At 64.7% G+C, this 15,044-nt stretch carries 12 protein-coding genes; 3 read left to right on the top strand and 9 right to left on the bottom strand.

The window, feature by feature from the left end; all coding sequences use genetic code 11:
• Positions 1-96: 96 nt before the first annotated feature.
• The 9 genes from ABS767_RS14955 to ABS767_RS14915 form a co-directional block, all read right to left on the bottom strand.
• Positions 97-669 (bottom strand): hypothetical protein, encoded by a 573-nt coding sequence (locus ABS767_RS14955; protein WP_408079776.1) that lies wholly within the window; start codon positions 667-669, stop codon positions 97-99.
• Between the two features lie 266 nt (positions 670-935).
• A complete protein-coding gene (locus ABS767_RS14950; protein WP_408079774.1) occupies positions 936-2,123 on the bottom strand; it encodes a dipeptidase in 1,188 nt (395 codons plus the stop codon).
• Positions 2,120-3,700, bottom strand: coding sequence for a serine hydrolase (locus ABS767_RS14945; RefSeq protein ID WP_408079772.1), 1,581 nt, complete (start codon positions 3,698-3,700; stop codon positions 2,120-2,122). The genes ABS767_RS14950 and ABS767_RS14945 overlap by 4 nt, the downstream gene beginning before the upstream one ends.
• On the bottom strand, positions 3,697-4,818 hold the full coding sequence (locus ABS767_RS14940; protein WP_408079770.1) for a YkvI family membrane protein: 1,122 nt from the start codon (positions 4,816-4,818) through the stop codon (positions 3,697-3,699). The genes ABS767_RS14945 and ABS767_RS14940 overlap by 4 nt, the downstream gene beginning before the upstream one ends.
• Complete coding sequence (locus ABS767_RS14935) at positions 4,815-5,855, bottom strand: DUF1611 domain-containing protein (RefSeq protein WP_408079768.1); 1,041 nt, start codon at positions 5,853-5,855, stop codon at positions 4,815-4,817. Before ABS767_RS14935 ends, ABS767_RS14940 begins: the two co-directional genes overlap by 4 nt.
• 11 nt (positions 5,856-5,866) lie before the next feature.
• Positions 5,867-8,077: a TonB-dependent receptor gene (locus ABS767_RS14930; protein ID WP_408079766.1), complete on the bottom strand. Its 2,211-nt coding sequence runs from the start codon at positions 8,075-8,077 to the stop codon at positions 5,867-5,869.
• Positions 8,078-8,212: 135 nt separating this feature from the next.
• Positions 8,213-10,192, bottom strand: a complete 1,980-nt coding sequence (locus tag ABS767_RS14925; RefSeq protein ID WP_408079764.1) for a serine hydrolase domain-containing protein — start codon at positions 10,190-10,192, stop codon at positions 8,213-8,215.
• Between the two features lie 166 nt (positions 10,193-10,358).
• A complete protein-coding gene (locus ABS767_RS14920) occupies positions 10,359-10,613 on the bottom strand; it encodes a hypothetical protein (protein WP_408079762.1) in 255 nt (84 codons plus the stop codon).
• Between the two features lies 1 nt (position 10,614).
• Positions 10,615-11,673, bottom strand: a complete 1,059-nt coding sequence (locus tag ABS767_RS14915; RefSeq protein ID WP_408079761.1) for a Glu/Leu/Phe/Val family dehydrogenase — start codon at positions 11,671-11,673, stop codon at positions 10,615-10,617.
• Positions 11,674-11,801: 128 nt separating this feature from the next.
• Here ABS767_RS14915 and ABS767_RS14910 point away from each other — a divergent pair, with 128 nt between their 5' ends.
• The 3 genes from ABS767_RS14910 (at position 11,802) to ABS767_RS14900 (ending at position 14,755) form a co-directional block, all read left to right on the top strand.
• Positions 11,802-12,266: an Lrp/AsnC family transcriptional regulator gene (locus ABS767_RS14910; protein ID WP_408079760.1), complete on the top strand. Its 465-nt coding sequence runs from the start codon at positions 11,802-11,804 to the stop codon at positions 12,264-12,266.
• Between the two features lie 207 nt (positions 12,267-12,473).
• Entirely contained in the window at positions 12,474-13,673 is a 1,200-nt protein-coding gene (locus ABS767_RS14905; RefSeq protein ID WP_408079758.1) for a tyrosine-type recombinase/integrase, read from the top strand.
• A gap of 539 nt (positions 13,674-14,212) precedes the next feature.
• Positions 14,213-14,755, top strand: a complete 543-nt coding sequence (locus ABS767_RS14900; protein ID WP_408079757.1) for a hypothetical protein — start codon at positions 14,213-14,215, stop codon at positions 14,753-14,755.
• Positions 14,756-15,044: the final 289 nt, after the last annotated feature.

The raw sequence follows: 15,044 nt of genomic DNA, 5'->3' as shown, positions 1-15,044 counted from the left end.
CCGGGGCGGGTTGGGATCGCGTCGGCGGTCGCGCTTAGGCGGAAGGTTTGAATGGCCGCTATTGGGTGGGGAGTTGCCACTAGCGCCGACGCGCGATTACGTAGATTGCTTCAGCGCGGCTGCTGAAAGATTTACGACAAATGGGTCGCCAGGACTGTAGATGTCATTGAACGTTGCAGCCTCTATCGATCGCCTCACAACCTCATCACATCCGCAGTCTGGTGCTGATGCCATTATAGCCCTCGCCGCGCCGAGAGCATATCGCTCACCAGAACCCCGCGCCCAAAAGGTCCTTTTTGGGATCGGACCGAGAGAGAGGCTTTCATCCAAGTCCCAAATTCTACCATCACGATTTACCAAAATGCACCAGATGCCAAATGACCAGGTGAGTTCACCGGTTTCCTTGTGTCCAATGTCGTATTCAGTGAGGCACTTTCCAATTGCGGTCGCGACATCGCCCTCGGTCGTCAAACTAGAAGTAGCTTTAGATAAGGCGGTGCGGCAGACATTTAGAGCCAGCATGGACCCTGTGAAGCCAAGCGCCCAATCTTGAAAAAAGACCCAAGGAGGAACGCCGCTCGAAATGACAGAGTCATGGGCTAGAGTGTAACCCGTATTGCTGCCAGCGACGGTGCTGCCATTCCAATTAAGTGCCGCGATTGTCGTCATTGTGATTTCATGCCCTTCCCATGTGACAGGCGCAACCGCGCATCTCAGTCGCCAAACGGGGAGGAGAGGATGTCCGCAATGGGGTCGTGAACTGACCGGCAGCTATTCTCCGTTGGGTCCCCCGGCCTTGTGCCGGGGTCCACCGAAAGGCAGGCTCGGGGCGAGAGGCTCGAGCGGCGGATGCGAGGCGAAATGGACCCCGGAACTGGGCCGAGGCGACGAAGTGGATTGCCGGGTTACGCCGCGGCCACCGTCGAAGCGCGCGGTCAGCCGCCCGCCTTGGCCTGGGCCTCCGCCACCACGCGCAGGATGTTGCCGCCCCACATCTTGGCCAGGTCTTCGTTCGAATAGCCCGCCGCCTTGAGGCGCTGCGTCACCTTGGGCAGCGCCGAGATGTCCTCGAGGCCCGGAATGCCGCCGCCGCCGTCCCAGTCGCCGCTGAAGCAGACATGGTCGGGGCCCGCGACCTTCACGACGTGAAGCACCATCGCCATGTATTTCTCGAAATCGGCGCCCCAGAGCGGCTGCGTCTTGTCGAGTTCGCGCCACTTCTTCGCGAGCGCGACCTGTTCCGCCGGGTTCATCGTGCCGATCTGCTCGTAGCGCGCGAACAGCTCGCCGCGCTCGCCGTCGAGGTTGAGTTCGGACAGGAAGATCGTGCTGATGCACATCGCGCCGCCGCTTGCCGCCAGCTTGCGGATGCGCGCATCGTCGAGATTGCGGGGATGATCATAGGCAGCGCGACCGCTGCTGTGCGAGAGCAGGATCGGTGCGCGCGACAGTTCGACCATCTGGTCGAACGCGGCGTCAGAGGCGTGGCTGGCGTCGATCACGATGCCGAGCCGGTTCATCTCCGCGACCCATTGGCGCCCGAGCGGGCTGAGGCCGTTCCAGCGCGGCGTGTCGCCCGATGAATCGGCGAACTGGTTGTTCTTGCCGTGCACCGGGCCGGCAAGGCGCACGCCGTGCTTGTAGAACTCGGTGAGCAGCGAGAGGTTTTCGCCGAGGGGGTAGCTGTTCTCGATGCTCTTGAACGCGATGAGCTTCCCGGCCCGATTTAGCCGTCGCGCGTCGTCTGCGGTGAATGCGGGGGCGATGCGATCGGAGAATTTGGCGATGGTGCGGTCGATCGAATCCGAGCGCTTGCGCGCGAAGGCGAGCGCGTCGGCATAGCCCTTGGGTGTCAGCGGGCCCTGGTCGGTGTAGATCGCGAAGAAGCCGCCATCGAGCGCCCCCTCCTCCATCCGCACAAGATCGACCTGGACCACGTCGGTCGCGGGATCGTGCCGCGCGCCGAAATCCCAGCCCGGCCGGTCGAAGTGCAGGGGGGTATCGATGTGCGTGTCGAGCGTAAGCAGCCGCTTGTGCAGCGCCGCCGCGTCTTCTGTCTGCGGTCCCGGTGTGGTGGCGCAGGCACCGAGAAGCAGCAATGCGAGGGTCGAGAAACGCTTCATTGGGCCGCTCCCACCGGACGCAGGTCCAGATCCTGATAATCGTAGCTGAAGTCCGCGATCGGGCTTTCCGGCTTCAGCGACACCCGCTCCACCTTGCCCTCCGCGTCGAGCGCGAAGGTGACGTAGGCCGGCTCGAGCGACGTGTCGTCGAAACGCGTGACGAACGTGTCATACTGCCAGTGCACCAGCTTGCCCTTCATCGCCGGGGTGGTGGTGAAATCGATCGTGAGACCGTTCTTGCCCTTGGCCACGACCACATCGCCATACCAGGCATCGCGATAGGTGCCGGCATAGCGATCCAGCGCGAGCGACGGCCCGACCTTGGCGGGTGCGGCACGCTTGGTGGCGAGCGCGGCCTTGGCGCCGCTCACCCGCTGTTCGATGAAGGTGTTGAAGCGGGTCGGCCAGTCCTGATCGGGCGCGTCGAGATAATGATCGACCAGCGTCTGGATCACGCCGCGCAGCAGCGCCGTCTCCTCGGCATTGACGACCCCGGCGATGCCGACCTCCTGGTCGGGCAGCAGGATGACATAGGCGATCGCCCCGAACACCGCGCCGCCATGCGACATCACGCGCACCCCGCGATAGTCGGTGACGTTCCAGCCAAGCCCGTAGCTGCTGAACTTGGGCGTCAGCGGCGCGAGCGAGGGCGGCATCGGCGCGATCGGCATCGGCGTCACCCCTTTCCACATTTCCGCCGCCTGCTCCGCGCTGAACAGCCGCCCGCCATCGGGCAGTGCGCCCTGGCCGAGCTGGATCTGCAGCCAGCGCGCAAGGTCGTTGGCGCTGAGCGCAAGGCCGCCGGCGGGGAGCGCCGCGCGGCCCAGTTCCGCCGCGCGCTCGTCGAGCATCGAGATCGGGCCATCGCCCCGCACCGCCCCCGCGATGCGGGCATGCGGCTGTGCGCGGTTGGGATTGGCGAGCCGGGTTTCGTAGTTCGCCGTCGCGCTGGTCATGCCGCCCGCGGCGAACACGTCCTGCGCCATGAAATCTTCCCAGCTCTTGCCGCTGACTTCCTCGATCAGCTGTCCGGCGACCGCGTAGAGGATGTTGTCATAGGCATAGCGCGAACGGAAGCTGTAGGCCGGCTTGATGTGTGCGAGGCGCTTGATCGTCTCCTTGCGCGACAGGCTGCCGCGCGGGACGAACAGCAGGTCGCCGGCGCCGAGGCCGAGGCCACTGCGATGGACCAGCAGGTCGCGGATGGTGATCTCACGCGTGACCCAGGGGTCGTACATGCGGAACCACGGCATGTGATCGATCACCCGGTCGTCCCACTTGATCTTGCCGCGATCGACGAGGATGGCAAGCGCGGCGGCGGTGAACGCCTTTCCGGTCGACCCGGTCTGGAAGATCGTGTCGGCGTCGACCTTCTCGCTCCCGCCGAGCTTGCGCATGCCCCAGCCCTTGGCGAGCGTGACCTTGCCCTTTTCGACGACCGCGAGCGCGATGCCCGGCGCGCCGCTTTGCTGGCGCAGCGTCTCGACCTGTTCCTCGAACCCCTTGGGCAGTTCGGCGGCAGCGGGAAGCGCAGTGGCGAGCAGCAGCGCGGGCAGCGCGACAAGCATCCGGATCATGCGGGTGTCTCCTGTTCGGGACGCGCGCGCACGATGCGCCACACGCCCAAGGTCATCAGCGGCAGTACGAACACTGCCAGGATCGCATAGGCGAGCAGCCGGTAGCCCCCGCCGATCAGGGCAACGAGCCCGATGCTGGTCGCGACGAATGCGCAGCCGAGCAGCAGCGCGAGCGCGATGCCGGCGCGCGGGCGCGGGCCGAGCGTGGTGCCGCGTTTCGCCTGCCACACCCCCGCGACGCGTTCGTTGACGGCATGGACGATGCCCGTCCCCGTCTCGAGCAGCGCGGCGAAGATCATCGCCTGGAACGCGACCGTGAACAACGGGAGGCCCATCTGTCCCAGCAGGAACGCCGAGGGCAGGGTTTCGTCCGCGATTCCCGGATAGAAGGCGAGCATGCACAGGAAGAAGCCGAGCGCGGGCAGCATCGCCAGCGGACCGGCGATGGTTCCGGCGAGCACTGCATCGCGACGACTGGTGAAATGCGCCGTCATCGGCAGCACCACCGCCGCCGCGACCAGATTATATCCGGCATAGGCGACGCCGCCCATGAACCAGCCGGTGGTCGGGGCGGGCGTCGCGATGTTGGTCGCGATCGCGTCGCCGAACAGCCACAGCCCGATCACGACGAACAGCGCATAGACGAGATAGAGCAGCATCGAGGCGTATTTGAACAGGCGCTCGACCGACTCCGTACCGAAGCTCGCCACCGCCGCGATCGTGCCGGCGAGGATCAGCGTGCCGAGGACCGATGGTGCGCCGAAGCTCGCCCCGATCTCTCCCGCCGCCGCGCCGACCACGGCAAGGATCAGCACGAGCAGCAGGATGTAGACGATCTCGAACACGATCCAGCCGGGCCCCAGCAGACGCTGGAAGAAGCTGCGATAGTCGTAGCTGCGCGTCAGATGCGCGAAGGCGAAGGTGGCGGCGCAGACCGCGCTCCAGATCGCCATCGCCAGCACCATGCCCCACAGCCCGCCCTGCGGCCCGCTCGGCACGAAGAATTCGGCGAGTTCGCGTCCGGTGGCATAGCCGCCGCCGATCACCACGCCCTTGAATGCCAGTCCCGGAAGCAGAAAGCGCTGGAAGCGGCTGGGCGAGGCGACCGGCGCGCTCATGCGAGGCAGCTCGCGACCAGTGCGTCGAAAGCAGGTCCGCCCCGCACCGGATCGGCGACCGGAAGTCCCAGCCGCTCGCTCTCCCGCGCCATCAGATCCTCAGCGGCGTCCGCGTCGAGCGCGGAGGTGTTGAAGGAAAAGCCGCCACAGCGGATCGAGGGATTGGTCCGCCGGCCGAGCGCGATGGTCAGGTCGACGATCTCCTGCACCGGCAACAGGCGATAGCCGGCCGTGCCCAGCATATGCGTGCGGCCCGGTTCGTGACAGACGACGAACACGTCCGGCTGGCTGCCATGCAGCAGGCCCAGCGAGACCGCGGCATAGGCCGGATGGATCAGCGACCCCTGCCCCTCGATCACGTCCCAATGGTCCGGGGCGGCGTCGGGCGACAGGATTTCGGCCGCGCCCGCCTCGAAATCCGAGACCACGGCGTCCATCGGGATGCCGCCGCCCGAAATCATGATGCCGGTCTGGCCGGTCGCGCGGAAATCGACGTCGATGCCGCGCTCCGCGAATGCACCGGCAAGTGCGAGCGCGGTGTATTTCTTGCCCAGCGCGCAATCCGTTCCGACGGTCAGCAGACGCTTGCCGCTGCGCTTGCGCCCGCTCGCGACGGGGATATTGGCGGGCGGCACGCGAACGTCGTGCAGGCGCCGGCCCAGCCGCTTCGCTGCCGCCGCGACCTCGGGCAGGTCGGCGAGGCGCATATGCATCCCCGCGATCAGATCGAGGCCCGCTTCGAGCGCCTCGACCAGCGACGCGCGCCAGGCCGGGGGGATGACCCCGCCCTGGTTCGCGACCCCGATCACCATCGCCCGTGCCCCGCGCGATCGCGCCTCCGCCGGGCTCATCGCCGTCAGTCCGGTCGAGACGGTCGCGTCGGTCAGCCGAAGCTCACCGACGCATTTGTCCGCCGCCCAGTCGCGCAGCCCGAAGGCGGTCTTGGCGAACCCTGCCTGTTCGGTGTCCCCCAGGAACAGAAGATAGGGGTGCGGCAGCATCGACATGCCAGCGCTCGCCGAAAAGGGTGCGTTCATATCCCGCGCGATCAGAATGCGAGTTCGAGCGCCACGCCGAGCGTGCGTGGCTGGATCGGCGTGATCGACAGGAAGCTCGGCTGATTGAGCCCGTCGGTCAGCAAGCCGCGCGTCAACTCGCCCTCGTCGTTGAACAGGTTGCGGGCGTAGGCGCGCACCTTCCAGCTTTCGCCGATATTGATCGCGCCATTCAGATCGACCGACGTGTAGGGCCGCGCACGCACCGCCAGCGGATCGCTTTCGACCAGCGACAGGCGGCTGCTGGCATGGCGCAGGCCGATACCCACATCGCCGCTGAGATTGCCCCCCAGGTCGAAATTGTAATCGACCCGCATCGCCCCGCTGAACTCCGGCACAGCGGGCAGGCGATCGCCGTCGACGCCGCCGATTTCAGGCACGTCTTCCGACAGATGCGCGTCGGTATAGGACCCGATCAAGGTGACGCTCAGGCCGCGGCTGGGGCGCAGCAGAAGCGAGCCTTCGATGCCCTTGCTGACCGCCTGGCCGCCATTCGCCTGGCCGCTGACCCCGCCGAATGCGCGGGTAACCTGAATGTCCTTCCAGTCCATGTAGAAGGCGGCGATGTCGACCGTGACCGCGCGGTCCGCCAGCTCCGCCTTGAACCCGATTTCATAGTTGGTGAGCGTATCCGAATCCACGCTGGGCGGCACGTTCGGGACGATGACATTGGGGCCGCCGGGACGATAGCCGCTGGCGATCCGGCCGTAGAGCATGGCGCTGTCGTTGATGTGGAATTGCGGGCTGATGCTGTAGGTGAAGACATCTTCCTCGGACGTGCCGGGATCGTCCGCGGTGGGCACGATCGCGCCCGAGCTGATCTGGCGGAAGGTCTGTTCGTTGCGCGCCCAGCGCAATCCGCCGGTGAGGTGGAACTGGTCGCTAAAGCGCACGGTCGCGTTGCCGAACAGCGAGTATTCCTTGTAGGTTGCGGGCAGCGCGATCGTCGCCAGCGGATCCAGCGCCGCGATCGGCGCCCCCGTCATGTCGTAGGAGCGGACCAGCTGTGCGTTGCTGCTGTCTTCGTGCGTGTAGAAGCCGCCGATGAGCCATTCGAACATGCCCCCGCCGGTCGAGGCGAGGCGCACTTCCTGCGTGAACTTGTCGAGGCCGAGCTGGATCTCGAACGGCGTGATGCCGGGATCGATCGCACCGCCGGTCAGCAGCGGGAACAGCACGCCGAAGGCATAGCTCGCGTCCTGAACCTGCACCGCGGTCCGGCGGCTCCAGGTGGTGACCGACGTCGCGCTGACCCCGCCGAAGTCATAATCGATGGTGCCGGCATAGAATTCGAGATCGGTGGTGAAGGGTTCGGCGACATAATTGTTGTAGCTCTCGCCATCGCCGAGGCGCCGACCGGTCAGATCGGCAGCGTAGAGCCCGTTGCCGTCGGCGTCGATCGACTGCCAGATGCCGCTCAGCTTCACGCTCAGCGCCTCGCTCGGCTGGAACAGGACCGCGACGCGACCGCCCTTCTGCACATAGTCGTTCTGATCATCGAGGCCCGGATTGTTCACGCTGTTCACGTAACCGGGGGTCTTGCGGTACGAGAAGCTGCCCGACACGCCGATCTTGTCGCGCACGAGCGGCGCATTGATCATCGCATTCGCGGCCCAGCCGATATCGCCCGCGCCATCGATGCCGAACAGTTCGACGCCGCCGCGCACGCTGGTGCGCGTGGTGCTCGGCGAAACGGTGACATATTTGACGAGCCCGCCGATCGAGCTGGCGCCGTACAGCGTACCCTGCGGGCCGCGAAGGACTTCGACGCGCTCGATGTCGTAGGGCAGCAGGTCGAGCGAGAAGCTGCCTGCGCGGTTGTAGATGCTGCTCGATCCCACCGGGGCGTCGTCGAGATACATGCCGACAGTCTGCGCCCCGCTGAGCGGTGCGACACCGCGCAGCGTGATCGTCGACTGCCCGGGCGTGCCCGCGCTTCCGATCTGCATTCCGGGGACATAGCCGGCATAGTCCGCAAGCGAGGACGCGCCCTGGTCGACCAGCTGTTCGCCGCCGACGACGCTGATCGAGACCGGGACCTCGAGGATGTTCTCCTCGCGCTTCTGCGCGGTGACGACCACCTCGTCGCGATCGACGGTGACGCCGCTGTCCTGCGCGCTTGCCACGGACGGCAGCGCGAGCGCGGCGACGGCGGTCGAGAGGGTCAACAGGATGCGGGTGGGGACGGCGACATGGCGTGTCATTTGAATCTCCCTGGTCTGACTGTCACGCCGGCAGACGCGCAGTTTTTTCTGATTGGGATGCTATTATCCCGAATGGATAATTGTCAATCGCAATGAGCCGGCGGCGCGGTCGGCGAACCGCGCCGCCCTGAGCGGTCAATATGCGGCGCCGAAGCTGATCAGCTTGAACACGAGCGCCACCCACAGGAGGAAGAAGGCGGCGAGGACGAGCAGGACCGACCACAATTTCGAGAACCAGCCGCGCTTGCCCGTGAAGGCCAGCCACAGGTTCCACCCCGCAGCGCCGAGCAGCCCGAAGAAGCCCAGCGTTCCGACGACCTGCAACAGCAGGATCAGCCAGTCATTCTTGCCGTGCGAGTCGAAATTCTCGATCCCCGTGACGACGATCAGCCAGCCGACCAACACCAACAGCACCAGCCAGCTGAACCCGCGTGCCAGGCGATAGGCGGTGCGCGCGCGTCCGGTGAGCGCGAGCTGCGCACCGAACCGCTTGCGCGCGATCCATCCTGCGGGCCAGGCGAGCGCGGTGATCAGGATCACGGCGAGCGCGAACAGCAACGCGGGGATCAGCCATGATCCGGACGCGTACCAGGGGGTCCGGTCCCAGACCATGAACGGCGAGACCATGTTGAAGGTCCAGCGGACGATCTGGCCGTCGCGCACCTCAGCCACCAGCCGCTCATGGCCATAGGCGTCCTGCCACACGAACGGCTCGACCTCGATCCACTTGCGCGGCGCACCGCCCAGCGTCGGCACGCCGCCGATGAGCGGGCGTCCGTCGGCATCCAGGCCGATCTTCTCCTCGCCCAGCAGATAGACGAAGGACGCGAAGCTGGATGCCACCCGGCGACTGTTGGTCCAGCTGCCGACGAGCAGCTTCGCATGCTCCTTCGCCGTCGCCAGTTCGACCGGCGGCTTGGCGTTCGGATCGGGAAGATAGCGGTCGGCAAAGCCATCGATCAGCGCGCTGCGCACCGCACCCGGCGCGCCATCCTTGCCCGAGCTGTTGACCGACACGAACACGCCGATCTTTTCGGCGGGGAAAATCTTGAGGTCGGTGTGGAAATAGACGGTGTCGCCGCCATGACCCACCGCGCGGCGGCCGTTGACCCACTCTTCGTAGAAGCCGAGCGCCATCTGGTTGCTGCCCTTCACGCTCAGATTCTGCGCGGTGAGCATCTGCTTGGTCGTTTCGGGCTTCAGCAGCGGGCCGCCATCGTTGAGGAAGGCGAGCATGAACTTGGCCATCGCGCCGCCGCTTGCGGCCATCGCGCCGGCCGGTGCCAGGCCGATCAGTTCGTAGCGCTGCGCCTTGCCCGATCCCAGTTCATAGCCCTGCGACATGAACGGCTTGAGCGTGTCGGGCAGCGGCTGGCGGAAGGTCGCATATTGCATGCCGACCCGGTTGTAGATGTTGCGTTCGATATAGTCGTCGAACGGCACGCCCGACACGCGCTCGACGATATAGCCGGCCAGCGCGGTCGCGTAGTTGGAGTAAGCGGGCGTGGTGCCGGGTAGGTAGATCCGCTCCGGGATCCGCTCCTTGAGGATGTCGCCCAGCGGCTTGAGCTTGATGTCGAACGCGAGCAGACCCTTGATGATCTCCTCGAACCCGGCCGTGTGCGTCATCAGATGGCGCATCGTGATCGGCTTGCCCTGATAGGGGGGAATTTCGAAATCGAGATATTTGTTGATGTCGGTGTCGAGATCAATCTTGCCTGCCTCGACCTGCTGCATGACCGCGGTCCAGGTGAACAGTTTCGACGTCGATCCGGGACGGAACAGCGTCTTTTCGGGATCGACCGGGGTGCGCTTGGCGACGTCCGAATAGCCAAAGCCGCGCTGCGTCAGCACCGCGCCGTCCTTGACGACGACCACCACGGCCCCGGCGATGTCCCCGCGTGCCAGCGCATAGGGCATGTAGCCATCGAGCCAGGTATCGACGTCGCTCTTGGTCAGTCGGTCGAGCCCGGCGGGTGCGACGGGAGACGCGGTCTCCTCTACCGGGACCGAGGCCGGATTCGGCACGAGCGGCGCCTGCTGCGTCGATGCGGGTATCGCGACGGTCATTGCGAGCAATGCCGCGACCGCGAGTTTCACCTTATGCTTCCACATGGAGACTTGTCCCCCTTCCCCTTGGCCGATAGCCATGCGATTGCCATTGCCGCACACGAGGCCGAATGCGTCGTGATACGGTGAATCGTCCTGATTGGAGGATGATGATCCTATTTAGAGAATTGTCAAATGCTGCGTGCTAAAGTGCGCGGAGCTAGGCGACGGGTCAGGCAAACCGCAACCGTACGGTCCGCACGCTGACGATCGCGCCCATCTTGTGGCGGATGATCTCTGCACGGTCGCGATCGATTCCGGTCACGGTGATCGACGCGCGAACGCTGCGCGGCAGCGTGTCGACCCGCAGCGAATGGACCAGCCGGTCCTGCTGCGCGAACAGTCCGACCAGTCGGCACAGCAGTTGCGGGCAGCGCGCTGCGGTCACGACGAACGTCGCCGTGCCGCCGCCATCCGGATCGGCCATGTCAGGCGGCCAGGCCGGGTTGCCTGGAGCCGCTGGCAATGATCGAGCGGGCGAGCGTGTCGGCGGCGACATGCGGCGCGAGCCGGTTCGCGGCGGCGAAGTCCAGCACCTCCGCCAACCGCTCGCCGACCCGCTCGACCCGTGCGCGCGCCGCGTCCGCGCCCCAGCCGAGATGTTCGGCGGCGACGTTGATGATGCCGCCCGCGTTCACGACATAGTCCGGCGCATAGAGGATGCCGCGTTCCGCGAGCGTCACACCCTCCGCCGGCGTCGCGAGCTGGTTGTTCGCGGCGCCGCAGACCACCGCAGCGCGCAGCCGACGTGCCGACCCGGCATCGATCGCCCCGCCCAATGCGCATGGCGCGAAGATTTCGGCCTGCGCATCGAACAGCGCATCGGATGGCATCACCGTCGCACCGAACCGCTCCGCCGCCTGCTCCGCCACGGCGGCGCGCGGTTCGGCGACCAGCAGCCGCGCCCCCGCCTGATGCAACAGCTCGCACAGTGCGAAGCCGACATGCCCCAACCCCTGTACCGCGACGGTCACGTCGGGCAGGTCCGCGCCCAGATGGCGCCGTGTCGCGACCTCCATCGCGCGGAACACGCCCAGCGCGGTCCAGGGTGAGGGATCGCCCCCCGCAGCCCCCTGCCCGGCCGGCAGCCCGGCAACGTCCCGCGTCGTATCGGCGACGCTCAGCATATCGTCGACGCTGGTGCCGACATCTTCGGCGGTGACATAGCGGCCGTTGAGCGAAGCCACTGCGCGACCGAACGCCCGGAACAGGGACGCGCGGTCGAACGGGCCGTCGGGCATCCGGATCACCGCCTTGCCGCCACCCAATGGCAGGCCGGCAAGTGCATTCTTGTAGCTCATTCCCTCCGCCAGCCGCATCGCGTCGGTCACTGCGGCGGCATCGGACACGTAGCGGTGGAAACGGCAACCGCCCGCTGCCGGCCCCAGACCCGTCGAATGAATGACGATCACGCCCGAAAGACCCGACTCGGCATCATCGAGCCGCAGGACTTCTTCGGGAGGCATCGGAGCAGTGTGATCGAGCATAACGGAACCCTTCGAACGCGATACGCTTCAGAATAGTCGGCAGAAGGCGAAATTTCTGACCCGATTCTTCCCTGACATGATCGATCGCGCTAAATTTGACCGTGTTTTCCCGAAAGAGAGGTCAGATCATGCCGGATCCGCTCGACGCCTACGACCGCAAGATTCTTCGCGCGCTTCAGCAGGACGCCGCGCAATCGACCGCCGCGATCGCGGAGGAGGTGGGCCTGTCCGCCTCGCCCTGCTGGCGGCGGATCGACCGGCTGGAACGCGAAGGCTATATCAAGGGCCGCGTCGCCTTGCTCGATCGCCGCAAGATCGGCCTCAACGCCCAGGTGTTCGCACTGGTGAAGCTCAACGCCCATGGCCGCGCCAATCTCGACGAATTCTCCGCCTCGATCCACGAGCTGCCCGAGGTGCTCGAATGCTATGTGCTGATGGGCACCGTCGACTTCATGCTGCGCGTCGTCGCGGCCGATATCGAGGCCTATGAGCGTTTCTTCTTCGAGAAGCTCTCGCGTCTGCCCGGTGTGCAGGAGATCAATTCGACGGTGGCGCTGTCGGAGATCAAGTCGACCACCGCGCTGCCGGTGTAACGGGCGACAGAAATAGTGGCGGAGAGGGTGGAATTCGAACCCCCTGTTTCATGACGTTTCTCCGCAGCCGGTGAAGTGCCATATTTCCAATGCTTTCCAGTGGTTTGGTGATTTTGACGTCCGAAGGCTTTCCTCGACATTTCGCTTCATCTAACCTACAAAGTGGGACCGAAAGTGGGACCCAAAAGGTTCGGCGGAGACATCGAGATGGCAGCGCGCACACTCAACAAGCTGACAGCGGTTCAGGCTGCGAAGCTGACTGCGCCCGGCCGACATTCGGATGGTGGCGGGCTCTATCTCTTCATCGACGACGCCAAGCGGCGGCGCTGGATTTTCATGTATACCCGGCGCGGGAAGCGCGCCGAGCTTGGCCTTGGAGGCGGGCGGGACATGTCGCTCGCAGCCGCCCGGACAGAGGCCGCTGCGCTGCGTGCCATCCTTGCCGCTGACGGTGATCCCAAGGCTGAGCGCGACAAGCTCAAGGGTGTCCCGAACTTCGGAGACTTTGCTGATGCCTATGTCGAGGCAATGACGCCGTCCTGGCGCAATCCCAAGCATGCCGCACAGTGGAAGATGACGCTGACCAAATATGCAGCATCACTTCGACACCGCCCGATCGACGAAATTGGCACGCACGAGATCCTCGGGGTGCTGGAGCCGCTGTGGAAGCGCACGCCGGAAACCGCCGAGCGGCTTCGTGGCCGGATCGAGAATGTGCTGAGCGCAGCCAAGGCCAAAGGGTATCGGTCTGGCGAGAACCCGGCGCTCTGGCGCGGTCACCTGGATCAGCTTCTGCCCAAGCGCCAACGGCTGTCACGCGGCCATCATGCCGCACTGCCCTACACTGCGGCACCGACGTTCATGGAGGATTTGAGGGGGCGCAGCGCGACGGCCGCACGCGCCTTGGAGTTCACAATTCTCACGGCTGCGCGGTCGGGCGAGGTGCTCGGCGCGCGCTGGAACGAGATCGATCTGCAGAACAGGTTGTGGACCGTGCCGGCCGTGCGGATGAAGGCGGGACGCGAACACCGCGTGCCGCTATCGCCACGCGCGACTGAGATCGTCGAGGCGATGGAAGAACTCGACACTGAGGGGTTTGTCTTTCCCGGCTCCAAGCCGGGGACGCCGCTCTCCTCAATGGCGATGGCGATGCTGCTCCGTCGAATGAACGTCGATGTCACCGTGCACGGCTTTCGCTCGACATTCCGGGACTGGGCGTCGGAGGAAACCAGCTTCCCGCACGAGGTTTGTGAGATCGCATTAGCTCATACCATCGCAAACAAGGCCGAGGCCGCCTATCGGCGCGGCGACCTGTTCGAGAAGCGGCGCAAGCTCATGGATGCTTGGAGCAGCTTCTGCGGGGCACCGAGAACGCCGAAGGTCGTGCCGATTCGACGAACAGCCTAGTGCGTGCACGACCATGCCGGGCCCATGTGTCCGGAACTGGCCGGTTGCAGAATGTCAGGTCTTGGCGAAAAACGGGTCAAAGCCGCACGTCGGCTTTCAGGCAGGCTTCGCTGGGCGCAGAATGTCAACAATTGGGTGGAAAGCCGCCATTGCCAATTCACAGTTGAAGGGTAGGCTACATTTTAAGGGAGCAGCAATCTGACACTCGCTCGAACCGCGACATGCATATTGGTTGCGGCCGGATTGGTAGGGTGCGGCGACACCCGCAGCGATCTGGATATTGTGAACAATACCGACGAGCCGGTGTTCTCCGTCACGATCAGCGATGGCCAATCCGTTTGGGACCTTGGTGATTTGCAACCCAAAGGAATTAAGAGGTTTAACGGGCGGCTCACAGGCGAAGGAGGGCCGCAGATTTCTTGGACCTTCAGAAACAAGAGATACTCGGACGGGGGCTGCTATTATTCAGACTCTTGGCCCGGAACGCCTGCCAAGGGCGCGATCAGGATTGAGGGTCAAAACCTTAGTTTCCGCTGCTTGTGAGCATCTCTTTCCGAACTCCTCGTGATGATCCATCCAATGTCCGCAGTGGGGTCGGCACCGGGAGGGCTGCTTTTCCGCAAACGCCGCGATTTCCTGCCATTCAGGTGCCGACCCCATTGCGGACGAGAGCCGCTTCGGTCACCTTCCTGCGGGCGGAGGGGATGCAAATGGTAGCTGTGTGGTTTCTGATATCGCTTCTCGGGAGTCAGACCACGCCGGTAGAAATGCCAGAGCGCTTCGTCGGCTTTTATTCGCAAGATTTCGAAACGTGCGCGCGGAAGGCGCGTCTTGGTTTGTCACTCTCCAAGAGCGAACTGGGTAACGGCATTACGAGTGTTCGCGTCGTTGCCGCCCGTTCTCTCGGTCCGCACCAGCTCGAAGTTATAACTCGTGAAGATGGTGTTTCTGAGGATCAAAAGTCGGTAATTACGCTTGGTGACGATGGGAGTGCTGTCGTCTTCCACGCATCGGCGGCGGAGAAGCATAAAGAATTGCCAAGGGATGCGTGGGAATTCACTTTCGTAAAATGCCCAACCTGACTGCAGCTAACCACCCAGTTTCAGCGGTTCGCGCGCGTGTCACGTGACCCCAATAGCGGACGGGCAGCAAACGACCCCATTGCGGACACTGCTCGGTCAGGTTTTTGCAGGTGCCCATCGCGCGCGCGGCTGCTCAAAAGTAAGTGCATCGAAGCTCCCGTCATCGGAAACGATTCTCAGGTGACGGTATTCCCCATAAGGCACCCACAGGCTGACGTGCGCCCCTGATTGTTACCAGTCAGAGGTAGAGTTCGGCTCCTTCATGATGGTTGGTTGAGGGGATGGCAAC

The sequence above is a fragment of the Sphingomonas plantiphila genome (assembly GCF_046000505.1).
Taxonomy (GTDB): Bacteria; Pseudomonadota; Alphaproteobacteria; order Sphingomonadales; family Sphingomonadaceae; genus Sphingomonas; species Sphingomonas plantiphila.
The sequence above is the reverse complement of the archived record's forward strand: the minus strand, read 5'-3'. Positions and strand labels throughout refer to the sequence as shown.